The sequence below is a fragment of the Stenotrophomonas sp. PA-6-5C genome, assembly GCF_021605635.1.
Taxonomy (GTDB): Bacteria; Pseudomonadota; Gammaproteobacteria; order Xanthomonadales; family Xanthomonadaceae; genus Stenotrophomonas; species Stenotrophomonas lactitubi.
In genome coordinates, this window is record NZ_WKEE01000007.1 from 37,687 (window position 1) to 62,809 (window position 25,123).

Annotated in this window: 21 protein-coding genes; 16 read left to right on the forward strand and 5 right to left on the reverse strand. The window is 66.0% G+C overall.

Annotation, left to right across the window (positions count from 1 at the left end; translation table 11 throughout):
- Positions 1–232 precede the first annotated feature (232 nt).
- The 6 genes from GIW57_RS04320 to GIW57_RS04345 all read left to right on the forward strand — a co-directional run bounded on the left by GIW57_RS04320 (position 233) and on the right by GIW57_RS04345 (position 6,996).
- Positions 233–2,425, forward strand: coding sequence for a Six-hairpin glycosidase-like protein (locus GIW57_RS04320; protein ID WP_236509248.1), 2,193 nt, complete (start codon positions 233–235; stop codon positions 2,423–2,425).
- On the forward strand, positions 2,422–3,909 hold the full coding sequence (locus GIW57_RS04325; protein ID WP_236509249.1) for an MFS transporter: 1,488 nt from the start codon (positions 2,422–2,424) through the stop codon (positions 3,907–3,909). Before GIW57_RS04320 ends, GIW57_RS04325 begins: the two co-directional genes overlap by 4 nt.
- Positions 3,909–5,648: an alpha-amylase family glycosyl hydrolase gene (locus tag GIW57_RS04330; protein ID WP_236509250.1), complete on the forward strand. Its 1,740-nt coding sequence runs from the start codon at positions 3,909–3,911 to the stop codon at positions 5,646–5,648. Before GIW57_RS04325 ends, GIW57_RS04330 begins: the two co-directional genes overlap by 1 nt.
- A 104-nt stretch (positions 5,649–5,752) precedes the next feature.
- Positions 5,753–6,139, forward strand: a complete 387-nt coding sequence (locus tag GIW57_RS04335; RefSeq protein ID WP_100463711.1) for an SseB family protein — start codon at positions 5,753–5,755, stop codon at positions 6,137–6,139.
- A gap of 90 nt (positions 6,140–6,229) precedes the next feature.
- Entirely contained in the window at positions 6,230–6,694 is a 465-nt protein-coding gene (locus GIW57_RS04340; protein WP_100463714.1) for a GNAT family N-acetyltransferase, read from the forward strand.
- Positions 6,691–6,996, forward strand: coding sequence for a hypothetical protein (locus tag GIW57_RS04345; protein ID WP_100463718.1), 306 nt, complete (start codon positions 6,691–6,693; stop codon positions 6,994–6,996). The genes GIW57_RS04340 and GIW57_RS04345 overlap by 4 nt, the downstream gene beginning before the upstream one ends.
- Before the next feature lie 171 nt (positions 6,997–7,167).
- Here GIW57_RS04345 and GIW57_RS04350 read toward each other — a convergent pair whose 3' ends face one another.
- The 3 genes from GIW57_RS04350 to GIW57_RS04360 all read right to left on the reverse strand — a co-directional run bounded on the left by GIW57_RS04350 (position 7,168) and on the right by GIW57_RS04360 (position 12,201).
- On the reverse strand, positions 7,168–10,752 hold the full coding sequence (locus GIW57_RS04350) for a M1 family aminopeptidase (protein WP_236509251.1): 3,585 nt from the start codon (positions 10,750–10,752) through the stop codon (positions 7,168–7,170).
- Positions 10,753–10,764: 12 nt separating this feature from the next.
- On the reverse strand, positions 10,765–11,664 hold the full coding sequence (locus GIW57_RS04355; RefSeq protein WP_100463724.1) for an ABC transporter ATP-binding protein: 900 nt from the start codon (positions 11,662–11,664) through the stop codon (positions 10,765–10,767).
- Positions 11,665–11,736: 72 nt separating this feature from the next.
- A complete protein-coding gene (locus GIW57_RS04360; protein WP_100463727.1) occupies positions 11,737–12,201 on the reverse strand; it encodes a GNAT family N-acetyltransferase in 465 nt (154 codons plus the stop codon).
- A gap of 314 nt (positions 12,202–12,515) precedes the next feature.
- On the opposite strand from GIW57_RS04360, the gene GIW57_RS04365 reads away from it, so the two are divergent.
- The gene (locus GIW57_RS04365; protein ID WP_180163844.1) at positions 12,516–14,012 is read left to right on the forward strand and encodes an ATPase domain-containing protein; all 1,497 of its coding nucleotides are present in this window, start codon (positions 12,516–12,518) and stop codon (positions 14,010–14,012) included.
- Positions 14,002–16,056: a PAS domain-containing sensor histidine kinase gene (locus tag GIW57_RS04370; RefSeq protein ID WP_236509252.1), complete on the forward strand. Its 2,055-nt coding sequence runs from the start codon at positions 14,002–14,004 to the stop codon at positions 16,054–16,056. The genes GIW57_RS04365 and GIW57_RS04370 overlap by 11 nt, the downstream gene beginning before the upstream one ends.
- 94 nt (positions 16,057–16,150) lie before the next feature.
- Here GIW57_RS04370 and GIW57_RS04375 read toward each other — a convergent pair whose 3' ends face one another.
- Positions 16,151–17,182, reverse strand: coding sequence for a LacI family DNA-binding transcriptional regulator (locus tag GIW57_RS04375; protein WP_236509253.1), 1,032 nt, complete (start codon positions 17,180–17,182; stop codon positions 16,151–16,153).
- Between the two features lie 113 nt (positions 17,183–17,295).
- Between GIW57_RS04375 and GIW57_RS04380 the strand changes: the two genes are divergently transcribed.
- The 8 genes from GIW57_RS04380 (at position 17,296) to GIW57_RS04415 (ending at position 24,799) form a co-directional block, all read left to right on the forward strand.
- The gene (locus GIW57_RS04380) at positions 17,296–17,688 is read left to right on the forward strand and encodes a hypothetical protein (protein ID WP_236509254.1); all 393 of its coding nucleotides are present in this window, start codon (positions 17,296–17,298) and stop codon (positions 17,686–17,688) included.
- A 195-nt stretch (positions 17,689–17,883) separates the two neighbouring features.
- Positions 17,884–18,453: a single-stranded DNA-binding protein gene (locus tag GIW57_RS04385; protein ID WP_236509255.1), complete on the forward strand. Its 570-nt coding sequence runs from the start codon at positions 17,884–17,886 to the stop codon at positions 18,451–18,453.
- Between the two features lie 556 nt (positions 18,454–19,009).
- Positions 19,010–19,513 (forward strand): hypothetical protein, encoded by a 504-nt coding sequence (locus GIW57_RS04390; protein WP_236509256.1) that lies wholly within the window; start codon positions 19,010–19,012, stop codon positions 19,511–19,513.
- 264 nt (positions 19,514–19,777) lie between these two features.
- The gene (locus GIW57_RS04395) at positions 19,778–20,650 is read left to right on the forward strand and encodes a DUF1570 domain-containing protein (protein WP_236509257.1); all 873 of its coding nucleotides are present in this window, start codon (positions 19,778–19,780) and stop codon (positions 20,648–20,650) included.
- Between the two features lie 213 nt (positions 20,651–20,863).
- On the forward strand, positions 20,864–21,754 hold the full coding sequence (locus GIW57_RS04400) for a TIM barrel protein (protein ID WP_236509290.1): 891 nt from the start codon (positions 20,864–20,866) through the stop codon (positions 21,752–21,754).
- 26 nt (positions 21,755–21,780) lie between these two features.
- Positions 21,781–23,466: a GMC family oxidoreductase gene (locus GIW57_RS04405; protein WP_236509258.1), complete on the forward strand. Its 1,686-nt coding sequence runs from the start codon at positions 21,781–21,783 to the stop codon at positions 23,464–23,466.
- Positions 23,466–24,041 (forward strand): gluconate 2-dehydrogenase subunit 3 family protein, encoded by a 576-nt coding sequence (locus tag GIW57_RS04410; protein WP_329605742.1) that lies wholly within the window; start codon positions 23,466–23,468, stop codon positions 24,039–24,041. Before GIW57_RS04405 ends, GIW57_RS04410 begins: the two co-directional genes overlap by 1 nt.
- Positions 24,026–24,799: a DUF1080 domain-containing protein gene (locus tag GIW57_RS04415; RefSeq protein ID WP_236509260.1), complete on the forward strand. Its 774-nt coding sequence runs from the start codon at positions 24,026–24,028 to the stop codon at positions 24,797–24,799. The genes GIW57_RS04410 and GIW57_RS04415 overlap by 16 nt, the downstream gene beginning before the upstream one ends.
- Before the next feature lie 10 nt (positions 24,800–24,809).
- Here GIW57_RS04415 and GIW57_RS04420 read toward each other — a convergent pair whose 3' ends face one another.
- A complete protein-coding gene (locus GIW57_RS04420) occupies positions 24,810–25,097 on the reverse strand; it encodes a cytochrome c (protein ID WP_099819397.1) in 288 nt (95 codons plus the stop codon).
- Positions 25,098–25,123: the final 26 nt, after the last annotated feature.

The following is a 25,123-nucleotide window of genomic DNA, read 5'->3' on the forward strand; positions in this document are numbered from 1 at the left end:
CCTCCCAAGGCGCCGTTGACAGACCCGGACCATAAGCCAGCGCGGCAGGTGCGCCGGTACCGCGCGCCATGAATACGTATGCAGCTGGACGCAGCCGACAGCCCCGCGTCTACCATGGGGCCAGGGCACCTTGAGGGAGGTGCCGCGCCCGCACGCCGGCAACGGCAGTGCGGACCCACAACGGTGCAGAGAGGGAGGGAGGTCGACGGGCGCAAGCCGGTCTGCCGCTTCGATGCTGAAGATCATTTGCCTGACCGCTGCCCTGGGGGCAGCGCTGGGGACGACCGCGCACGCGGCCGACCTGACATTCGACGGCCGCCAGGCGCGCGCCGAAGCCGCTGCCAAGGGCAGCTTCATCCTGCATGCGCCCAAGGGCGAGGTGCGCATCGCCGCCGCGCCCATGCGCAGCCAGACCGGCAGCGTGATGTTCGATGCGCTGTTCGCACTGGCTCAACAGGAAATGGACCAGGACCGGGTGGACGCCATCCGCGATCCGGCCTTCGATGAAGGCCGTCCGGTACCGTGCGAGTGCTTCCAGACCGGTGCGCGCTGGCCGTACGTGTGGACGCGCGACGTCAGCTTTGCTGCCGACCTGGCGCTGGCCAAGCTGGACCCGAAGCGCACCCGTCAGTCGCTGCAGTTCAAGTTGTCGGCGGCGCGCGACGGGCATACGCCTGGCCTGTTCGTGGCCCAGGACACCGGCTCCGGCGGCAGCTGGCCGATCAGCAGCGACCGCGTGGTGTGGTTCCTGGCCGCACGCCACCTGCTGGATGACCCTGCGTTTGCCGAGCAGGTCTGGCAGGCGCTGCAGGGTACGCTGGCGCAGGACCGGGCGATGGTGTTCGACGCGCAGATGGGCCTGTATCGCGGCGAGACCTCGTTCCTCGACTGGCGCGAGCAGACCTATCCGGACTGGACACGCGAGGACGTGCGCTTCATCGGCGACTCCTATGCACTGTCCACCAACGTGCTGCATTACCAGGCGCTGCGCCTGGCGCAGCAGATGGCCGCGCAGCTGGGCGACGAACGCAGCGAACAGTACAAGGCCTGGGCCGACGCACTGGCGGTGCAGATCGACGCACGGTTCTGGCGCGAAGACATGGGCCAGTACATGAGTTACATCGGCGAAGCGGCGCACCCGGTGCCGTACGCCAAGATCGATCTGCTCGGCCTGTCGCTGGGGATCCTCGCCGACGTGCTGCCTGCTGAGCGCGCGCGCCGTGCGCTGGCGGGCTATCCGATGGGCGCTGCCGGCAGCCCGGTGGTGTGGCCGCAGGAAGCGCAGCAGCCGATCTACCACAACCGCGCGATCTGGCCGTTCGTCAGCGCCTACTCGCTGCGTGCGGCGCGCAAGGTGGACGACGCGCCACGCATCGCCGCCGAGATCCGCTCGCTGATGCAAGGGGCGGCGTTGGCCGGTTCCAACATGGAGAACTACGAGCTGGTCACCCAGGCCGTGCACGTGGACGAAGGCGCCTTGAGCGGCCCGGTGGTCAATTCCGAGCGCCAGTTGTGGTCGGTGGCCGGCTATCTGTCGATGGTGACCGAGGGTGTGTTCGGCGTGCAGGACGACGGTCGCGTGCAGCCCAAGCTGCCGGCCGAGCTGGTGCCGGAGCTGTTCGGGAAGCAGAAGCGGATCAGTCTGGAGTCGGGCGGCAAGCGCTATGTGCTGGAGCGCCCGAAGCAGGTGGGCGCTGGCTTGCTGGTCGCAGGCAAGGCGCGCACGCGTGGTGCCACGACGACCGTGCAGCTGGTCGCCGCGCCGGCATCGGCGAGCCGTGATGCGCCGCGCGCCGATGCCAATGCACGTGCACCGGCCACGCCGCTGGCGCCGCAGGCAAAGCGCAGTGGCACGGGCTGGACCGTCGCAGTCGCCGCCGGACAGGTCCTGTGGCAGGACGGAGTCGCGGCCACTGCCAGCAAGGGCCAGGTGCGCATCGGCGATGACGGGCTGCAGCACTGCCTGAGCCTGACCCGCCGCGAAGGTGCGCTGGAATCACTGCACAGCCCGATGGTCTGCGTCGGTCCGCAGCAGGTGCTGCGTGGCAGCCGGCAGTGGCAGTTCAACGCCGCCAAGGCGGGCCACGTCCGCCTGCGCCTGCAGTACAGCAACCCGAACGGTCCCATCAACACCGGTGTGACCGCGGCGGTGAATCAGCTGGCCGTGCAGTGCAAGGGCCAGCCGCCGCAGCGGCACACGGTGACTCTGCCGCACAGCGTGGCGGCGCAGGATTCGACCACTGCAACCTTCGCGGTGCCCAAGGGCCGCTGCACGGTCACCCTGGAAGAGGGCTTCAACATGAGCGCGCTGCAGCACTTCGCGCACTATACCGGCGGCAAGGGCGGGCGCGACGGCGTGCTCAACCAGGCCCAGGTGCAGGCGCTGAAGGTCGCGCCGGTGGCGGCAGCAGAGGACGCACGATGAGTCGTCCTGCAAAGCCGCAGTTGTCGTTCTGGCAGATCTGGAACATGTGCTTCGGCTTCCTTGGCATCCAGTTCGGTTTTGCCCTGCAGAACGCCAACGCCAGCCGCATCTTCGAAACGCTGGGTGCGGACATGGAGGCGGTGCCGGGGCTGTGGATCGCCGCACCGCTGACCGGCCTGCTGGTGCAGCCGGTGATCGGCTACCTGTCCGACCGCACCTGGACGCGCTGGGGACGGCGCCGCCCGTTCTTCATGATCGGCGCGGTACTGACCACGCTGGCCCTGCTGGTGATGCCGAACTCGCCAACGCTGTGGATCGCGGCCGGCACGCTGTGGGTGCTGGACGCCTCGATCAACGTGTCGATGGAGCCGTTCCGCGCCTTCGTCGGCGACCAGCTGGCACCGCGGCAGCGCCCGGCTGGCTATGCGATGCAGAGCTTCTTCATCGGCATCGGCGCTATCGTTGCCAGCTTCCTGCCCTTCATCCTGGCCCACTTCGGTGTTGCCAACACGGCAGCGGCGGGCGAGGTGCCCGATACCGTGCGCTATGCGTTCTACTTTGGCGCGGTGGTGCTGCTGGCGGCGATCACCTGGACGGTGGTCAGCACACGTGAGTATTCGCCCGACGAGCTGGCCAGCTTCGATGACGCCGAACCACCGGCGCACCACGCCGGCACTGCGGTCAACGGCCCTGCGCCATGGGCGCAGGTTGCGCTGTGGCTGGGGCTCGGCGTGCTGCTGGCGGCACTGATCGCGTGGCGGCAGGGCGACAAGATGCTGTACGTGCTGGCCGGCCTGTGCGCGGGCTACGGCGCACTGCTGGCGGCGGCGCGGGTACTGCCGTGCACGCACATGCTGGCGGCCATCGTCGGTGACCTGCGCGCGATGCCGATCACCATGCGCCGTCTGGCCTGGGTGCAGTTCTTCTCGTGGTTCGCCCTGTTCGCGATGTGGATCTTCACCACGCGCGCGGTGGCAGGTATGCACTTCGGTTCCACCGATGTCGAGTCGGCGGCCTATAACGAAGGCGCCAACTGGGTGGGCGTGCTGTTTGGTGCCTACAACGGCTTCGCTGCACTGGCCGCGCTGCTGATCCCGCCGATGGTGCGGGCGATCGGCCTGCGTTGGAGCCATCTGGTCAACCTGTGGCTGGGCGGGGCAGGGCTGATCTCGATGATGTTCATCGACGATCCGCAGTGGCTGCTGCTGTCGATGGTCGGCGTGGGTTTTGCCTGGGCCTCGATCCTGTCGTTGCCCTATGCGCTGCTGTCGGACAGCGTGCCGGCGGCGAAGATGGGCGTGTACATGGGTATCTTCAATTTCTTCATCGTGATCCCGCAGCTGGTCGCGGCCAGCGCGCTCGGCTTCGCCCTGCGCGCATGGCTGGGAGGCCAGCCGATGCATGTACTGGTGCTGGGTGGCTGCAGTCTGTTGATTGCCGGTCTGTGCGTGTTGCGGGTTCCGTCCCGTCCGGAGGTGGTGTGATGCGTGGTGCCTTGTCTGTTGCTGTATCCCTTGTGCTGTTCGCTGGCCACGCTGCGGCTGCGCCACGCCCTACCTATGTCGGCACCACTGAGCCGTTCGCCAGCGACGCGGTGTACTTCGTGGTCACCGACCGCTTCGTCAACGGCGATCCGTCCAACGATCACCGCGACCAGGGCGGCAGGCACCGTACGTTCGATATCCCGGTGCCATGCCCGGACAAGGTGGATGGCAACATCGGCTATCTCGGTGGCGATTTCCGCGGCGTGCTCGACAATGCCGACTACATCCGCAACCTCGGCTTCGGCGCGGTGTGGATCACCCCCATCGTCGACAACCCGGATGAAGCCTTCACCGGCAGCAAGCCGATCAGCTGCACCAGCACGCTGACCGACCGCGGCAAGACCGGCTACCACGGCTACTGGGGCATCAACTTCTACAAACTCGACGAACACCTGCCGAGCAAGGACCTGGACTTTGCCGGGTTGACCAAGGGCCTGCACGGCGCCGGCCTGAAGGTGGTGCTGGACATCGTCGGCAACCACGGGTCACCGGCATGGACCATGCCCAAGCGGCAGCCGCAGTTCGGCCAGATCTTCGACAAGGACGGCACGCTGATTGCCGACCACCAGAACCTGCCGCCGCAGAAGCTGGACCCGAAGCACAATCCGCTGCACGCGTTCTACAACAACATCGGTCCGGTCGACAGCAAGGACGGCTCGATCTTCGACGGCAACCTGGCCGAGCTGAGCGACTTCAACCAGGACAACCCGGCAGTGATGGACTACCTGGTGGGGGCCTACCTGCAGTGGACCGCGCAGGGAGTGGATGCGCTGCGCATCGACACCATCGGCTGGCTGCCACACCCGTGGTGGCACGAGTTCGTCAATCGCATCCGCGCGCAGCACCCGGGCATGTTCATGTTCGGCGAGGCGTTCGACTACAACGCCGCCAGCATCGCCGAACACACCTGGCCGGCCAACGCCAATGTCAGTGTGCTCGACTTCCCGCTGCGCGGCGCGCTGGAGCAGACCTTCGGCACTGCCGGCAAGGGGTTTGAAACCTTGGCTGAGCCGCTGCACCTGACCGGTGGCCCGTACGCCAATCCGTACGAGCTGATGAGCTTCTACGACAACCACGACATGCCGCGCCTGCAGGCGAGCGACAACGGCTTCATCGACGCGCACAACTGGCTGTTCACCGCGCGTGGCATTCCGGTGGTCTATTACGGCTCTGAAACCGGCTTCATGCGCGGCCGTGCGGAACACGCCGGCAACCGCGCCTACTTCGGCCAGCCGCGGGTGGATGCCGCCCCGCAGAGCCCGATCTTCGCGCCGCTGCAACGCATCGCCAAACTGCGTGAGGCCACGCCGGCACTGCAGCGCGGCCTGCAGGTGAACGAACGTCTGCAGGGCGATGAAGCAGTGTTCTTCCGCGTGCTGCAGCACGCCGACGTGGCGCAGACTGCGCTGGTGTTGTTGAACAAGGGTGATACTGTGCGCAGCATCGAGGTAGACCGGTACCTGCAGACGGGTACCTGGCGTGATGCGCTGGACGGCGGCGAGGTGAAGGTGAGCGGGGCGCTGAAGGCGGACGTGCCTGCGCACGGGGTGAAGGTGTTCGTACTGGATGTGGACGTGAAGCAGCCGGCGCTGCAGGCCGAACTGGACAAGGCCGTGGCCGACCAGCAGGCACGCGACCAGCGTCTGGGGCGCTGGGAGACCCGGGCCGGGCGGCTGTAGAGCCGAGCCTGCGCTCGGCTGCGCTTCCCCGGACTGCAGATGGTGGCAGCCGAGCGTGGGCTCGGCTCTACAATGGGCACCCCTGATTGCCTCACCGCACCGCCATGACCGACCTTGCCCCGCAGACCCCGATCGAAACCCTGCTCAAGGCCGCGATGGACGGAACAGTGCCGATCCGCGCGTTCATGGAGGCCTTCGTCGCCTCCGAGGTAGTGCTGCTGACCGGCAGCCTGGTCACCCCCGATGGCAGCGGCTTCGATCCGCTGCTGTTCGACAAGCAGGGCACCCTGCACGTGGCCGTGTTCACCGATCCGTCGCGGGTGGGCATCTACAGCCAGCAGGCCGAGCATCAGGTCCGCTGGCTGATGCTGGACGTGCTGCGTCGCGTGCCGGGTGGCTACGGCGTGGTGATCAACCCGGGTACCACGCTCGGCTTCGAGATCTCGCCCAGCGGCGTCGGCGAGATCCTGAAGGATTTCGCGCAGAGCTGACTGTTCTGTAGCGCCAGGCCGTCGCTCGTCTGCTTCCAATTGAAGGCCGTACGTGATCCTCTTGCATGACATAGGGATCGAGGCTTCGCCATGGAATTCAGGGTGCTACCCGCTGACGCGCCGGAAAGGCTGCAGCTGGCACAGTGGTACAACGCGCAATGGGGTCGGGATGCCGGCGTGTCGCTGGAGCAGGAACTGCAGCGGCTCAACCAGCCGCAGGATGCGGAAGGCTTCCCGCACCTGATCACAGCATTCGATGGCGGCCAGGTGGCAGGTGCGGTGCAGCTCAAGCGCCGGGAGATGCAGGCCTTTCCGCAATACGAGCATTGGCTGGGCAGCGTGTTCGTGGCCGACAGTCATCGTGGCCGAGGGCTGGCCAGCGGACTGGTCGAACAGGCTGCGGCGCAGGCGGTACGGATGGGCGTCTCGCATCTGTACCTGCAGACCGAAGCCCTGGGTGGCGGCCTTTACGCGCGATTGGGCTGGACGCCCGTGCAGGAGACCGACAGCCACGGCTATCGCGTGCTGGTGATGGTACGGGAGCTGGGCGCATGACCGCTGCGTCGGTACACCATTCCCGTCTCGCTCTGGTCTTCCTGATCGGTGCCATCGTCGCAGCACTCATCGCCATGCCGCTGTTGCGTGCAGTCGGTTTCGTGCAGTGGCCGGTGTTCGTCATCGCCTGGCTGATCAACCTTGGCGCGGCCTGGCATCTGGGGCAGTGGGCGCGGCAGCAGGGCCGTTCGGAGTTTGCCTTCATGTTGCTGGCTGCACTCGGCACCGTGGCGTCGATCGTGATCTACGTGCTGCTGGCGGTGCTGGGGCCGAAGGCCGGTTCGCAGAGCCCCGCAGCGTAGCCGAGGGCGTCAACCGGGAAGTACGGCATCCACGCATGGCGTGGATCTACTTCCGCCATCGCATCGTCCGGGCAGATCCAAGCCATAAGGGGATGCATGCCAGTAGATCCACACCATGCGTGGATGCTTCCGCAAACGATGCCGGCCCACAGACCGGCACCGTCGCTCACATCACATCGACACCTTGCGCCGGTTGTCCTCGCTCACCCGGTCGATCAGCTTGTTGTACGGATCGAAGCCCGCCTCATCCGGCCTGGCATCCACCGTCACCGTGATCTTCGGCTCGGCCGTGGTGATGTGGTGGCGCTGCAGGTACAGGACCTTCTGGTCGCGTTCCTTGCCTGACGGACCATTGGCGAAAACACCGATCTCGACCCAGTCGTCCATCGTGCCGGCGGTCTCCTTGCCCTTGCCATCGGCGTACTGCTTGCTGGCATGCAGGTCCAGGGTCACGTCGTAGCGACCGTCGGCGCGCTTGCGCGCGCTGGCGGCCAACACTCGGTTGTCGTAGAAGCTCATCTTCTCGAACAGGTCGGTTACCAGCTGCTGGCGGTCGGCGGGCGTTTCGGCGCGGATGTAGGCCAGCAGCTCCCGCGAGGTGGTGTACGGCGGCTGCTGATAGCCCTTGTCCTGCAGGAAACGCTTCAGGGCGCGGTTCAGCGCCTCCTCGCCGATTTCCTCGCGCAGGCGGTAGAACACCAGCGAGCCCTTCTGGTAGTGGATGTACTGCTGGTTCTCCACACGCTCCAGCGGCAGCTCCTCGATGGCCTCACCGCCGCGCCCGGACAGGTAGCCATCCAGCTCGCGCTTGAGGAACTGGCGCATGTGCTGGCGACCGTACTCCTGCTCCATCACCATCAGTGCCGAATACTGCGACAGCGACTCGGACAGCACGGTTGCACCCTGCACGTTGGCGCCGATCACCTGGTGCGCCCACCACTGGTGCGCCACTTCGTGGGCGGTCACGTAGAACACATAGTCCACCTTGTCCGGGTCGCGCAGGTCGGCGATGAAGCCGATCGACTCCGAATAGGGAATGGTGTTGGCGAAGGACTGGGCGAAGCGCTGGTAGCCCGGGAACTCGATGATGCGTACCTGGCGATGCTGGTACGGAGTGAAGTTGGCTTCGTAGTAGGCCAGCGACTTCTGTACCGCGTCGATCATGCGGTCCACGTTGTAGCCATGGGCGGGACCGAAATACACCTCGATCGGGATGTCCTTGTACTTCGCCCGGCGAACCTCCCAGCGTGCCGACAGGTAGGCGTAGAAGTTCAGCATCGGCCGGTCCATCGCATAGCTGAAGCAGCGCCGCCCGTTCACCGTGGTCTCGTGCTGCAGGTAGCCCGGCGCCAGCGCCACCTGGTCCGGTGCCGTGCAGATGGTGCTGCGGAAGTCGAGCCAGTCGGCATCGTTGGCGACGTAGGTGTTCGCGCGTGCGGCTTCGTCTTCCAGCTTGGGCATGCGCCGTGGCTCGCCGAGGTCACGCTTGCGACGCTCGTTGCGGTCGCTGATCTCAATGCGTTCGTCGTAGCCGAAGGACGGCAGTACGCGGCTGTTGAAGAAGCTGCCGTTGTCGACGATGTTGCTTGGCGCCTGATCTGCGGTGATGCCATGGGGCTGCTGCACCACACGGAAATGGACGCGGCGCTCTTCGCCCGGCTGCAACGGCGTGGCCAGGCGATAGATGCGGTAGCCAAGGTCGGCGTCGTGCATCGACAGCGTCTGTCCGCCTAGGTCGACGGCTACCAGCTGTTTGTCGTCGGCCGTGGCCACGTGCACCTCCTGGATGGGCGCGGCGTGGGTATTGCGGATCGTCCAGTTGGCGTCGATCACCATCGACTGGGTTTCGGGATGCAGGTCCACCCGGTTGTCCACGGCGATGATGCGCGGCTGCGGCAGGTTGCGGTATTTCGACAGTTCGCGTTCGTAACGGGCCTGCAGGTCCAGCTGCTGGTCCGGTGAAAGGAAGTCGTTGCGGATGTTGGTGCTCCAGTACAGCCAGCTGCCTACCGCGATGAACGCGACGGCGGCCAGCGCTGCCATCGCGCCGGTCGGGCCACGCAGGCGTCGCCCGGCCAGGGCAAGCCGCTGGCGCAGGCCCTGGCTGACGCCGCGTACCCAGAACGCTGACGCCAGGCACATCAATGCCAGCAGGAACAGCGCCCAGTAGCCCTGGAAGGCCAACTGCCCGGTCAGGAAGTGGCCGTAGCCGTTCATGTCCGAATAGGGGGCGATCGGCCAGCTGCCGAAGTTGTAGATGTTCTGGGTGTAGTCGAGCATGCCCAGCACGCCCTGGCCGATCATCACCACGATCAGCAGCGCGTAGCCGAAGAACTTGTTGTTGGTCAGCACCTGCAGCACCAGCGCCAGACCGCCCATCAGTACGTACACCACCGAATCCAGCGCAAGACTGCGCAGGTACAGCAACGGTTCGAGATGGGTGTAGCCCTTGGCCAGCTGTACGACCATGGCGGCCAGCGCGCCGGCCGCCTGGAAGCAGGCGATCACCGCCAGCAGGGCGACGAACTTGGCCAGCAACGGCACCCAGTTGGGCACCGGCATCGCATCGTTCACCTCGTTGATGCGTGCGCCTCGCTCCTTCCACACCAGCTCGCCGGCGAAGAACAGCACGATGATGATCAGCAGCCAACTGAAGGCGCCCTGCAGGGCCATGATCATCTGCGAGGTGACCGGCCAGATGGAGGTGCCGTACAGCGTCTGCCGGAACAGCGCGGACGGCAGGAAATTGGCCAGGCCCAGCACCAGCAGCACGATGAAGGGCACGCTGCGCAGCACGCCGCGTGTATCGAATCGCACCTGGCGCAGGAACTGCCGCCACGCGGTGCCTGCACTGAACACCGGCGTCACCCGCGGCAGCGTGGTCGTTGCCGGGCGCAGCGGCGCGGGATCTGCTGATGCCACCGCCTTGCCGCGGCCCCAGCGGCGGCGGCCACTGCCGCTGCGCTCGGTACGGAACAGGGCGAAGGTGGCCGCGAACAGCGCGGCGGCCACGGTCAGCCACAGCACGCGGTTGGCCAGCAGGTAGCCGGCCAGTTCCGGAATGCCGCTGTTGCGCTCTTCGGTGGACCAGTAGCGGATGGTGCGCGACAGCGCACGCATGCCCAACGGCTCGGTCAGCACCGCGATCCAGGTGTTGTCGATGTCGCGCAGCAGGGCGCTGCTGACCCCGTACAGCACGAAGTAACCGACGACGCCGATGTACACCCACAGGATCGAACGGGTGGTCACCGCCAGCAGCGACAGCAGTGCCGTGGTGAACAGCAGGTTGGGAATGACCACCACCGCGAAGGTCCAGGCATAGCCGGCCCAGTTGGTGGGCCCCAGGCGCTCGGCATCGACCCAGGGCATGAACTGCGCCACCAGTATGCCAACGGCGATCAGCACGTATACCAGCAGGCCCGACACCAGCGCTGCGGCGATGCGCCCGGCCAGATAGTGGCGACGTTTGATCGGGCTGGCGAAGATCAGTTCGGCCGTGCCCAGTTCGAAGTCACGCAGCAGCGCATTGCTGACAAACAGGGTGGACACCAGCATGCCGAGCAGGGTGAAGATGCCCAGCATCGAGGCGACGACGGTGGGGGCATTGCTGTGCACGTTGCCGCTGCCGCCCCCGATCTGCACCGCATCGCTGGACGCGGCGCCGAAGGCGAGCAGGGCGAACAGACCGGCAAACAGCCACAGCAGCGGGGAACGCAGCTGCTCGCGCAGCTCGAACCGGAAGAAGTCGAGGGTCATGGTGTACTCCGCTCAGGCTGCACGGGCACGCGCCTGCAGGCGCAGGCGCTGGAAGTACACATCCTCGAGATCGGGTGCGACCGGCGCGAAGCCATCGCCCGGGTCGCTGGCGCTGTGCACGTGGATCACCGGACGGCCACCCACCAGGCGCGAGGACAGCACCGTGTAGCGCGCCTCATGGTCAGCCAGTTCGGACGGGTCCACCTGCTTGCGCCAGACCTGCTGCTGCAACGCCTCGATCGCGTCGGTGGGGCGCCCGGTCAGCAGCACCTGACCCTTGTTCATGATCGCCATGGTCGGGCACAGGTCGGTCACGTCCTCGACGATGTGGGTGGACAGGATCACCGCCACGTTCTCGCCGATGGCCGCCAGCAGGTTGAGGAAGCGGTTGCGTTCTTCCGGGTCGAGCCCCGCGGTAGGTTCGTCGACGATCACCAGGCGCGGGTCGCCGAGCAGCGCCTGGGCGATGCCGAAGCGCTGGCGCATGCCCCCGGAGTAGGTGCCCAGCTTGCGCTTGCGTGCATCCCAGAGGTTCACCTGCTGCAGCAGGCCATCGACCACCTCGCGACGCTGGCCACGCTGGGTCAGGCCCTTCAGCACGGCAAAGTGCTCCAGCAGGTCCAGCGCGCTGACTTTCGGGTACACGCCGAAGTCCTGTGGCAGGTAGCCCAGGCGGCGGCGCACGGCGTCCTTGTCGCGCAGTACGTCGATCGGTGATTCACCCGGAATGCTCAGGATGGCACTGCCGCTGTCGGCTTCCTGCAGGGTGGCCAGGGTGCGCATCAGTGAGGATTTCCCCGCGCCGTTCGGCCCGAGCAGGCCGAACATGCCGCGGGGAATATCCAGGGTGACCCCGTTCAACGCGTGCACGCCGTTGGCGTACGTCTTGGACAGCGAATCGATCTTCAGCATGCGACGTACACCTTTCCGTGTGTTGATCTGCTGTTTATCGCGCTGAACGGGGCCGACGTCATGCCCCTTTGGTCATGGTGCCTTTGGCCAGCGGTCCAGCCACCAGCACAGCAGTGCGCCATCCTCGGCATCCACGCGCTGGCCGACCGTGCGGAAACCGTTCCGGCGCAGCACCGCCTGCGAGGGCAGGTTGCCCACGGCGGTTTCGGCCGCCAGCACGTGGATGTTTGACTGCGCCCACGCCCATTGCACGAACTCGGCCAGTGCAGCGCCGGCCAGGCCGCGTCCCTGGTGGGCCGGAGCGATGCCATAGCCGAAGGTGAGAACACCGGCCTGCGGCGTGCAGGTCAGGGACAGCAGGCCCACCGTGCGGCCGGCGTCGACGATCCGCCATGCGGCCGGCGCAAACTGCGGCTCGAGGGCGGCGGTGAGGTCGGCCAGCATGGCGATCACTTCGGGCGGGGCTACAGCGTCTTCAGCGGTACCGGTGCAGGACAGCAGAGCGCGCACGTCGTGTGCGGACGCAGGAATGAGCATGGGAACCTCGACAGGGAGTTGCCCGGAAGGGCATTGCCGGTGCGAGGGCAGGGCAGCGTGAGCCTCAGCCCAGGTGCAACTCGCCGTTCGCCGCCGTCACCGGTGCGGTGTGGGAACTGCTGGCGGAGGACAAAGGCCTTCTCCTGGCGGAGGGAGTACTGCGCGGACTGCGCCCGCATAGCGTAACTGCGGATCGCCGGTGCGTTGAAACGACGGCCGTGAAAAATTCCTGAATGCGTTGGCATCGGTGCGCTGGATCACACAATGCGTCGACAGGGGCGCCGATACGCTCTGCCCCTCATACAGCGAAGTCAATGCGAGCGCGCATGCGGATCACAACCGGAATCGAAGGACTGGACAGCATCATTGGCGGCGGGCTGCCGCAGGCGCGGCTGTACCTGCTCGAAGGGCCACCGGGCTCCGGCAAGACCACGCTGTCCCTGCAGTTCCTGCTGGAAGGCCTGCGACGCGGCGAGCGCTGCCTGTACATCACGCTCTCGGAAACGGCCGAGGAGCTGCGCGAAGTCGCGTTGGCCCACGGTTGGTCGCTGGACGGCCTGCACCTGTTCGAGCTGGGTACGGCCGAAGGGGCGATGGGCAACGGCCGCCTGCAGTCGGTGCTGCACTCGTGGGAAATGGAGCTGGACGAGACGGTCAACCTGATCATGTCCAAGGTGGACAGCATCGGGCCGACGCGCGTCGTATTCGATTCGTTGTCGGAACTGCGCCTGCTGGCACAGGATTCGCTGCGCTATCGCCGGCAGATCCTCGCACTCAAGCAGTTCTTCGCGCCCAAAAGCGCGACGGTGTTCCTGGTGGACGACCTGACGTCCACCGGCGATGAGCGCGATGGCCAGCTGCACAGCCTGTGCCACGGCGTGCTGTCGCTGGAACGCCTGACCCTGGACTTCGGCCCTGCGCGGCGGCGGATGCAGGTGCAGAAGCTGCGGGGCGTCGATTTCGTTGCCGGCTACCACGACATGGTGATCCGTCGTGGCGGCGTGCAGATTTTCCCGCGCCTGATCGCCTCCGAGCATCACGGCCGGTTCGTCGGAACGCCCATCAGCAGCGGAGTGGACGAGATCGATCGGTTGTTGGGCGGTGGACCGCTGCGCGGTACCTCCACGCTGTTGACCGGTCCGGCCGGCAGCGGCAAGACCAACGTGGCACTGCAATACGTGTGGGCCGCCTGCGAGCGCGGTGAGCGCAGCTGCATCTTCGAATTCGACGAGCGGGTCGGCACGCTGCTGGCACGCGCCTCCGCGCTGGACATCGACCTGGACAAGCACCTGCGTTCGGGCCTGCTGGAAATCCTGCAGATCGATCCCGCGGAAATATCGCCCGGCGAGTTCTCCTGGAACCTGCGCAAGGCCGTGGAAGAACGCAACTGCAGCGTGCTGGTGATCGACAGCCTCAACGGCTATGTCACCGCCATGCCGCAGGAAAAACAGCTGATGCTGCAGCTGCACGAGATGCTGTCCTACCTGAACCAGAAGGGCGTGGCGACCTTCATGATCAACCCACAGCATGGGCTGGTCGGCACCATGTCCACCGGCAGCCTCAACGTGTCCTACATCGCTGATGCGGTGGTGCTGTTCCGCTTCTTCGAAGCCAAGGGACGCATCCGCAAGGCGATCTCGGTGATCAAGAACCGCGGCGGTGCGCACGAAGACACCATCCGCGAACTGAAGATCGACGGCCGTGGCATCACGGTCAGCGCTGCGCTGGCCGATTTCCAGGGCATCCTCACCGGCACGCCCGAATTTGTCGGTGACAGCGCAGCGCTGCTGGGCCAGTCCAATGTCCGATAGCGATGATGGCGGCACGGTTGTCCGCATCGTTGCTCCCTTCGGCCGCGATGCCGACAGCATCGCTGCAGTGCTGGCCAACGCGGGTCTGAAACCGCACATCGCCCCCGGTCTGGAGGCATTGGCCAGCCAGCTCGATGACTGCACCGGGCTGGTGGTGGTGACCCAGGAAGCAGTGGCGCGCGACAGCGAAGCGCTGCTGCAGGCGCTGCAGCAGCAGCCGGCCTGGTCGGACATTCCGTTCATCCTGCTGCGCTCGGCGCGTTCCTACCGGCGTTCCACCCGCGAACCGCTGCTGCCCGGCTCGATCAACGTGGTGGAGATGGACCGGCCGCTGGGCAGCATGTCGCTGCTCAGCGCTGTGCAGGGTGCGCTGCGTGCACGCGCGAAGCAGTTCTTGGTGCGCGACCAGGTCACCGCATTGGCTGATGGCCGTGCGGCACTGGCGCGCAGCGAGTCCGAGCTGCGCCTGATCGCCGATGCGATGCCGGTGCTGATCGCGTTCGTGGACCGCGCGCTGTGTTTCCGCTTTGCCAACAAGGCTTACGAAAGCTGGTTCGAACTGGCCACGGGCGAAGTGATCGGCAGGCATGTGCGCGAGGTCATCGGCGAGCCGGTATGGCAGCAGCGTCGGCCGGCGATGGAGGCAGCGTTGGCGGGCCGCGAGTCGGTGTTCGAGATCGTCTGGCCGCATCGTGTGTACGGGCGCCGGGACTGTGAAGTGCGTTACTCGCCGCGCCGGGATGCCGATGGTCGCATCGACGGCTTCCATGTGTTCGTCACCGATATAACCGCCGCCAAATTGGCCCTTGCCAGCAGCCAACAGCACGCGCACGCGCTGGAGGCGATGGTCGCCGAGCGTACCCGTGAGCTGGAAGCGCAGATGGCGGCACGCGAGGCCAGCGACGCCGCACTGCGGCAGTCGCAGAAGATGGAGGCGATCGGCCAGCTGACCGGCGGTATCGCCCACGACTTCAACAACATGCTGACCGGCATCCTGTCCGCGTTGGACATCGTGCGCCTGCGTCTGGACATGGGCCGGGTCGACGACCTCGAACGTTTCCTCGACACCGCCACCGCCTCGGCCCAGCGTGCAGCGGCACTGACCCAGCGCCTGCTGGCGTTCTCCCGGCGGCAGTCGCTGGATGCGCGGCCGGTGGAGATCAACACGCTGCTGGTTTCGGTGCAGCACCTGCTGCACAGCACCCTGGGGGAAGCGGTGCGTATCCGCGCCGAGCCCTCACCGCTGCCGTTGCACGCTACGCTGGACGCCAACCAGTTCGAGAGCGCGCTGTTGAACCTGGCCATCAACGCGCGCGATGCGATGCCGCACGGTGGTGATCTGACCCTGCGCGCATCGGCGGTCAGCGTTCGCGAGGGTCAATACACGGCCGTGCCCGCAGGCGACTACGCGATGGTGGCGGTGGCCGACACCGGTGCCGGCATGGCGCCGGAAGTGGTGGAACGCGCGTTCGAGCCCTTCTTCACCACCAAACCCATCGGCAAGGGCACGGGCCTGGGAATGTCGATGGTGTACGGCTTCATGCAGCAGTCCGGTGGCCACATCGCCATCCAGTCCAATGTGGGCGAGGGCACGACGGTGCTGTTGTTCATTCCGTTGTCGGAAGCCGTGGTGGAGGACGAGCCTGCAGTCTCGCAGCCGATACGGCGTGGCGCCGGCCAGTCCATCCTGGTGGTGGAGGATGATGAGCAGGTACGGATGCTGGTGACGGTGGTGCTGGAAGATCTGGGGTATCACGCCCAGGTGGTGGGCGATGCCGATGCAGCCATCCCGATCCTGGCGTCGGCGCAGAACATCGACCTGCTGGTCACCGATGTCGGGCTGCCGGGACTCAACGGTCGCCAGCTGGCGGAGATCGCGCGGCAATCGCGGCCAGCGCTGCCGATCCTGTTCATGACCGGCTATGCGGAAAAGGCGCAGGAACGCGCGGCCTTCCTCGACGAAGGCATGGCGATGATCGCCAAGCCGTTCCTGCTGGACGAGTTCAGCATGGCGGTACGCACGGCGATGCCCGGCGGCGCGTAGCGCTCTAGGCCTTGTAGAGCCGAGCCCATGCTCGGCTGCCGTTGGCCGTGTGTTTCACGCATTCTGCCGAGCATGGCTCGGCACTACAAAAGTGCTAGGTGCGCAGCGACGACTCGCGCACCACCAGCTTCACCGGAATGCTCTGGCCTTCCACCGGCTGCCGGCCGATCAGCGCCAGCAGCTTCTCCACCAGCAGCTGGCCGGCCTGCTTGGTGTCCTGCTGCACGGTGGTCAGCGGCGGCGACACCGAAGCCGCCAGCGGAATGTCGTCGAAGCCGGTCACGGCCACGTCCTGCGGCACCCGCAGGCCCTGCTCGCGCAGGGCGCGCACCGCGCCAATGGCAATCAGGTCGCTGGCTGCGCAGATCGCATCGATGGAGCGGTCCTGGGCCAGCAGCGCCAGGCACGCCTCATGACCGGACGCTTCGGTGGTGATCGCATCGTGCTGCAGCGCCGGGTCGGCCGCCAGACCGTGCGCACGCAGGGCTTCGACGTGGCCGCGATAGCGCTCCTCGAATTCCGGGTAATGGCTGGAGGCATGGCCGAGGAAGGCGATGCGGCGGCAGCCCTGTTGCAGCAGGTGGGCGGTGATGTCATGCCCGCCCTGGAAGTTGTCGCTGCCGATGGACACCCCCGGCTGGCCGGGCAGGGCCGCGCCCCAGCGCACGAAGTGCGTGCCCTGTTCCACCAGACGTTGCAGGCGGTCGCGCGACTCGTGGTAGTCGCCATAGCCGAGCAGGATGATGCCATCGGCCTTGTTGCTGTCCTCGTAATCGGCCTGCCAGTCGGTGGACAGCTGCTGGAAGGACACCAGCAGGTCCTGCCCGTGCAGCGCGCAGGCACGGGTGATCGAGCCCAGCATCGAGTGGAAGAAGGGGTTGATCAGCGAGTCGTCATTGGTCGGGTCCTCGAAGAACAGCAGGGCCAGGGTGCCGGCGTTGCGCAGGCGCAGGCTGGAGGCGTTCTTGTCGACCTTGTAGTTCAGCTCGCGGGCGATGCGCAGGATGCGCTCGCGGGTCTCGGCGTTGACCATCGGGCTGCCGCGCAGGGCCCGCGACACCGTGGGCTGGGAGACCCCGGCCAGGTGGGCGATGTCCAGGGAGGTGGCTTTGCCTTTGATGGTCATGGGGGCCGGAAGGGGGATGATCGGGGAATGATGCCATGGGTGGGCGGCGGTGCTGCTGGCCGGCGCTTGGCCCCGGCTGCCACACTGGGTGGCATCACCGTTGGAGCTGCGCTGTGACGTATCGCCTGTACCCGGTTGCCGATGACTTCGAGGCCCGCATCCGGATCCTGCGAGCTGATGAAGGCGGTCGCCTCAGCCCGCCCAGGAACGGCATCCGCTGGGATTTCGCCTACGCCGAGCGATCGGGCGAGCTGGAGCTGTTCATGATCTGGCCCGACTTCGTGCTTCCCAGCGGCGACAGCTGGGCCAGCGATGTGCCGCTGCCGGTTGACCAGATGCTGCTGGCGAGGATGTCGGTGCTGAATGACACGCTGCGGCTACAGGTCCATCGGCCACGGATCCGGCCTGGCCTGCGCTTCCACTGCCATGAGGGGCCGAAGGTGGTCGCGGTGGGGGTGGTCACCCGCATCACCGGCCTGGATCGGGCGCGGCCTGCCGGCACCTGAGCAGCGCCTGCCGGACCTCGATCGCGGCTGGATCCGACGCGGATCCAGCGATTTCCCGACGGGGTGGGGCTGGCAGGAATGGTAAGATGACCCATTCCGATATCCCCCATTCTCAACCGTGGGCGGCCCAGCGTATCGGCACCCCGCTGGGTGTGCTATCACTGGAGCAGCCCCGGACAACGGAAGAACCCATCTATGGCGCGCGGCATCAACAAAGTCATCCTGGTCGGCAACCTCGGCAACGACCCGGACGTGAAGTACACCCAGGGCGGTATGGCGATCACCCGCATCAGCCTGGCCACCACCAGTGTCCGCAAGGACAAGGATGGCAACCAGCAGGAGCGTACCGAGTGGCACCGCGTGGTGTTCTTCGGCAAGCTCGGCGAGATCGCCGGCGAGTACCTGCGCAAGGGCAGCTCGGTGTACGTCGAAGGCAGCCTGCGTTACGACAAGTACACCGGCCAGGACGGCGTGGAGAAGTACTCCACCGACATCATCGCCGACGAAATGCAGATGCTGGGCGGCCGCGGTGAAGGCGGCGGCGGCGGTGGCAACTTCAGCGGCGGCGAGCGTCCGCAGCGCCAGCAGGCCCCGCGCCAGGAGTACGGCGGCGGTGGCGGCGGCGGCAATGCGCGTGGCGGCCAGGGCGGTGGTTACAATCAGGGCGGCAACCAGGGCGGCGGCTACGGCCAGCAGCGTCCGCAGCAGCAGCCGCAGCAGGCGCCGCCGATGGACGACTTCGCTGACGACGATATCCCGTTCTAGGATATGCCTGAGTAATAAAGGTTGAAGTAAACCAAGGAGGAGCCCTGTCTATGGGGCTCCTCTTTTTTTGCACCTTCTCGCTCGGCATGACGATAGAAATGGAGATGGTCATGCATATGTGAAGTCAGGCGAGCAAGGGACGATCTTCAGGCTGTTGGGAGGTCCATCGGCTGGATCTGCTCTCAGAGTTTCGCAAGGGGGCTTCCTGTGCGGCTCTGCCGGGCTCGATATGTGGAAGGGCGCTGGCCGTAGAATACTGAGGCAAGGCGCTTGTATAGTCCCATTTTTGGAGGCACGGATTGCTTCACATCATCCCCACCGGTCGACGCCGGGTCATCGACCATCGGCTTGGCCCGTTGCGCGAGCGCTTGGATGCGGCCGGCGATGAGCGCTACCGCCCTGATCCCTGGGTCCGTCGCCGAAGGCTGCTTCAGGCCAATATCTTCCCCCCGCATGTCAGCAAGGTAAGCGCGTGATCGACACTCCCCGATGGCACCCAGCTGCACGCCCGCCGCGTGCGAAGAAACCACTATGTGGCGCGCACAAGATAGCCTGGGTGGCACTGGGGCTTGCGTCACTGCTGATTGCGGCGGCATCGGTTGCGGCGTGGCATGTGTGGAGCCTGCAGCAGTCGGGACATCCCATGCCGGAATGGGTCGAGTGGGTGCGGGACCTTGGCCTCGGTGATCGCCTGTCGAGACGGTCTGGGCTGGGCGCCATGGCATCGGTCTACTACACCATCGTGGTGCTCACCTTCCCGTTGGGCATTGCGGTGGGGTATGGATTTCTTACCTTCCAACCCGATGGCACGCTGCGCGCCTGGGTAAGTCAACAGCGTGACCGGAAGGGGATACTTGCGAGTTGGTTCGGCGTAGTGTTCTTCCCGCTGGTTGGAGCCGCATTCCTTTCGGCGGCGGGGGGCGGAGACTTCCGGAAGCTGAAGGTGGCAGGCGATCCAATGGCGCTGTTGATGAACGGCTGGATTCCATACCTGGCGATTGGTGCAATGGTAGCGCTGGGCCCGTGCATGCTGCGCGCCATCGGTGCGCAGAAGCACTGAGGTAGAGGGACAGGGCTGGTCCGGCCAGGAGGCGCCGAATGGAGGCGCCCAGCCCTCGTCCGCCGCTCACCGCGCGCCCGTCGATTGACATGCTGGGTCAATGACATGGACCTTCCGGCATTGGTGAGGGCCCTGTGCGAGTCTCCGTTGCGCAGCTGGTTTTTGATCTGTGTGCACCCCGTTCTGATTCCCGCCAGGCTCTGGCCTGCAGAACCCCGGCAAGGCCCAGCGCCTGCCGGGGTTTTTGTTGTAGCGTGGGCGCACATGATGCCCATCCGCCTTGCCCGCATGGCCCTGCTGCTGATTCTCGGCGGCTGCGGCGACGCCGGTAGCGGCGCTGGTCAGCAAGAAGCGCCTGCGGCTGCGCCACCGGGCCTGCCTGCGACCATGTCCCGCACACCGCATTTCATCATCCACAGCGCGGCGACCCCGGAACAGACCGCTGCGGTCGGCGTGGCCGTGGAAGCGCTGCATCGGTCCTATGCCATGACCGTGGGGCAGCAGGGCACCGCTGGGGCCTTCCAGTTGGTGCTGTATCGCGATCAGGCCGACTTCAAGGCACACAACCGCAGCAGCCCATGGGCCGAGGCGTACTACCGTCGGCCCCATGCCTTTGCCTACCCGGGCGAGGGCGACGCACCCCATCAGTGGATGCTGCATGAGGTGACCCACCAGCTGTTGGCCGAGGCCAGTGGCCTGGCGGCGCGGCGTTGGATGAACGAAGGCATGGCCTGCTACTTCGGCGCCAGCCGGCTTTCAGGCGGAGTGCTGCACGTGGGCGCGCCGGATCCGGCCAGCTATCCGGTCTGGTGGCTGGGCGAACTGCGGTTCGACAGCGCCGGGCGCCCCAGCCTCGAAAATGCGCTGCTGCCCACCCTGCGCCAACTCGTGGAGGACAGCGGGCCGCCGGTCGCCGAGCACGTGAACGGCTATTACCTGGCGTGGTGGAGCCTGGTCCACTTCCTGATGGAGGGCGATGGCCAGGCCCATCGTCGGCAAGCCCTGCTGCTTCTGCACCGTCGTGGAGATCCTGCGGCATTCCAGCAGCTGATCGACAGCTATGCGGAATTCGAGCCGCGCTGGCATCGACACCTGCGCGCGCTGGCCCGAGCGCGGGATGCACGCGAAACGCCTTGAACCACGCGCCTTCGTTCGCGACGCATCGGTGCGCCGCGTACCTGCATCCGCCCGGCTGCGGTAATGCCGCAATCGCACTTGCCGTTGTGCCCCGCAGCATCGGCTTTCGTGCACCGCGACTTGCAAACAGACAATTTCCTCCCCTATGGTGCAATCGATTGCATTGCGGCGAAATCGTCAGTGTTTGATACCGGTTGGGAGGCCGGAAGGTGGATGTCCATCCATTCGATCAGACCGGGCCCGGGGCTCACGCGGCGCGATGCGCTGCGCATCGCGGTTGCCGGCAGTCTCGGCCTCGGCGCTGCGGGCGTTCTGCCTGCGTTTGCAGCCACTGCGCCGCTCAAGGGCAACCTGAAGCATTCCGTGGCCCGCTGGACCTTCCCGCAGCTGTCGGTCGCCCAGCTCTGCCAGACGGTGAAGGGCATCGGTTTTGCCGCCATTGACCTGGTGGGCCCGGAGGATTGGCCCACGCTGAAGGCCCATGGCGTATACAGCTCGATGTGCAACGGCGCCGAGCTGGGCCTCACCAAGGGCTTTGCCGGCCGCGAGTTCCACGACCAGCTGGTGGAGCGCTACACGCGGCACATCGATCTGGTCGCCGATGCCGGCTATCGCAATCTCATCTGCTTTTCCGGCAACCGCAACGGCATGGACCCGCAGGAGGGCATGGCCAACGCCGAGGCTGGCCTCAAGCGCATCCTCGGGCATGCCGAGAAACGTGGCGTGGTGCTGGTGATGGAGCTGCTCAACTCCAGGGTCGATCATCGCGACTACCTGTGCGACCACTCCGCTTGGGGCGTGGAGCTGTGCCAGCGGCTCGGCTCGGACAACTTCGGCCTGCTGTACGACATCTACCACATGCAGATCATGGAGGGCGACATCATCGCCACCATCGGCAGGCACCACGCCTGCTTCAAGCATTACCACACCGCCGGCGTGCCTGGACGGCACGAGATCGGGGACCAGCAGGAGCTCAATTACCCCGCCATCTGTCGCGCGATCCGCGACACCGGTTTCGATGGTTATCTGGCGCAGGAATTCATGCCTGCAGCGCCGGATCCCATCGGCTCGCTGCGCGAGGCGATCCGCCTCTGCGACGTCTGAAACGATATCCACCAGGTGAGAGATCCATGGCAGACAATCATTACGACGCCATCGTTGTTGGCTCCGGAATCAGTGGCGGTTGGGCGGCGAAGGAGCTGACCGAGAAGGGCCTGAAGGTCCTGATGCTGGAACGCGGACGCAACATCGAGCACGTCAAGGACTACGTCAACGCGATGAAGGAGCCGTGGGATTTCCCGCATCGCAATCGGCCTACACAGGCGATGAAGGCTGCCTTCCCGGTATTGATGCGCGACTACGCGCTGGCCGAGAACCTGCAGGGGATGTGGGCCGACGAACAGGAATCGCCCTACATCGAGACGAAACGATTCGACTGGTTCCGCGGCTACCACGTGGGTGGCCGTTCGCTGATGTGGGGCCGTCAGAGTTATCGTTTCTCCGACCTGGATTTTGAGGCGAACCTCAAGGACGGCATCGCCACCGATTGGCCGATCCGCTACGCCGACATCGCCCCCTGGTACGACCATGTGGAGAAGTTCGCCGGCATCGCCGGCACGCGTGAGGGACTGGATGTATTGCCGGACGGCGAGTTCCTGCCGCCGATTCCCTTGAACATCGTCGAGAAGGACGTGGCCGCGCGGATCCAGAAAGCCTTCGGCGGAACGCGCCACATGATCCACTCGCGTACCGCCAACATCACCAAGCCCATGCCCGAGCAGGGCCGTGTCAACTGCCAGTACCGCAACAAGTGCATCCTGGGCTGCCCCTTCGGCGCCTACTTCTCGACCCAGGCAGCGACGCTGCCGGCGGCGATGAAAACCGGCAACCTGACCCTGCGGCCCTTCTCGATCGTCAAGGAAGTGCTCTACGACAAGGACCGCAAGCGTGCGCGCGGCGTGGAGGTCATCGACGCAGAGACCGGGCAGACTTACCAGTACACCGCCAAGGTGATCTTCCTCAACGCGTCCTCCTTCAACTCGACCTGGCTGCTGATGAACTCGGCCACCGATGTGTGGGAAGGCGGGCTGGGCTCTTCGTCCGGCGAGCTCGGACACAACGTGATGGACCATCACTTCGGTGCGGGCGCCTCCGGCCGGGTCGAGGGCTACGAGGACAAGTACTACTTCGGTCGTCGTCCCTGCGGTTTCTATATTCCGCGGTTCCGCAACGTCGCTGCCGACAAGCGCGGCTACCTGCGTGGCTTTGGCTACCAGGGCGGCGCCAGCCGCACGGGGTGGTCGCGCGAGATCGCCGAACTGAACATCGGTGCCGACCTGAAGGAGGCGCTGACCGTTCCTGGTGACTGGCGCATCGGCATGACCGGCTTCGGTGAAATGCTGCCGCACCACGGCAACACGATCCGCCTGGACCACGACCGCAAGGACAAGTGGGGGCTGCCGGTGCTGGCGATGGACGTCGCCATGCGCGCCAACGAACTGGCGATGCGCAAGGACATGGCCGCCGATGCCGCCGAGATGCTGGAGGCGGCTGGCGTCAAGGACGTGGAGATGCACGACAACGACTACGCCCCGGGCAAGGGCATCCATGAGATGGGGACCGCGCGCATGGGCCGTGACCGCAGGACGTCCGTGCTGAACCAGCACAACCAGGTGTGGGATGCGCCCAACGTCTATGTGACCGACGGTGCCTGCATGACCTCCAGCGCCTGCGTGAATCCCTCGCTGACCTACATGGCGCTGACCGCACGGGCCGCCGACCACGCCGTGCGTGAACTGAAAGCGGGGAATCTCTGATGGATCGCCGCGAACTGCTGAAGATGATCGTCGCCGCCACCGGTGCGGCCATGGTCGGCCTGCCTGCGCTTGTCCATGGGCAGGCGCCGGCTGCCGGTACGAAGCCTCACTTCTCCGACGCCGATGTCGGCACGCTGGACGAGATCGCCGAGACAATCCTGCCGCGCACGAAGACGCCGGGGGCCAAGGATGCCGGCACCGGTGCTTTCATGGCGACGTTCGTCAGCGACTGCTACACCGCCCGGCAGCAGGCGACGTTCCGCGCCGGCCTGGCCGATATCGATAAACGCGCCGGTGGCCGCTTCGTTTCACTCGCGCCGCAGGCCCGCACCGAACTGCTGCGCACGCTGGATGCCGAGGCCAGGAAGCGCGCGGTCGATGTAACCGAAACCGGCACTGCCGAGGAAGGAGAAGCGATGCCGCATTATTTCACGATGATCAAGCAGCTGGCCATCTTCGGCTTCTTCACCTCGAAGGTCGGTGCGACCGAAGTGCTGCAGTACGTCGCCGTGCCGGGGCGCTACGACGGCGCCCTCGCCTATGTTCCCGGCACACCTGCATGGGGGACCAGCTGATGGATGACACCATGATGATCGGCCCTCTGCTGATCGCTGCCGGCCTGCTGGCCGCGCCATCTGCTTTTGCGCAGGCCGGTGCCGATCCCGCGCGCGATCCGAAGAAGACCGAGGCGTGGACGCCCGTGCCTGCAGTGGTGGCCACGCCTCCAGGCAGAGCGCCTTCCGATGCGATCGTGCTGTTCGATGGCAGGGATCTTTCGCGCTGGGAGTCCGAGCAGGGTGGACGCGTGCCTTGGACCGTAGCCGACGGGGCGCTGACCGTGGTGCCGGGCAGCAAGGGCATCCGCAGCAAACAGCGCTTCTGCGATATCCAGCTGCATGTCGAATGGCGCACACCCGCCGATACGAAGGGCTTCGATGGCCAGAACCGGGGCAACAGCGGCATCTTCCTGCAGGAACTATATGAGCTGCAGGTGCTCGACAGTTACAACAACCCGACCTATGCCAACGGCCAGGCGGGCTCGATCTACAAGCAGGCCATGCCGTTGGTGAACGCCTCGCGTGCACCGGGCGAGTGGCAGGCCTACGACATCCTCTGGAAGGCGCCGCGCTTCTCGCCGGGGGGCGGGCTCACCTCGCCCGCGCGCATCACCGTGCTGCACAACGGCGTGCTGGTGCAGGACGATACCGTGCTGGCGGGCAAGACCGAATACATCGGCGCGCCTTCGTACGCGCCACATGCGTGTGCGCCCATCTATCTGCAGGAGCATGATTCCAAGGTCAGCTACCGCAACATCTGGGTGCGCGAGTTGTAACGGCTGCCTGCTACTTCGCCAGGAAGCTGGTGATGTCGTCGATCTCCTGTTGTGACAGCTGAGCGAAGGGCGGCATCAATCCGCCGCCCTTCCTGATCTTGTCCTTGATCTGCGCCGGTTGCAGCCGCTTGCTGACGTCGGTGAGGGCGGGGAATGCGCCCGGCATGCCCGCACGGTCTGCGCCATGGCAGGCCGTGCAGTTCGCGGTGTAGAGTTTTGCGCCGGCGGCAGGGTCATCCTTGCACCACGCGCTGGTCGCCAGCGTTGCGCCACATGCCATCACAGCCAGTTTCAGCATCGTCTTCAAGAAAGGGCTCCTTTACG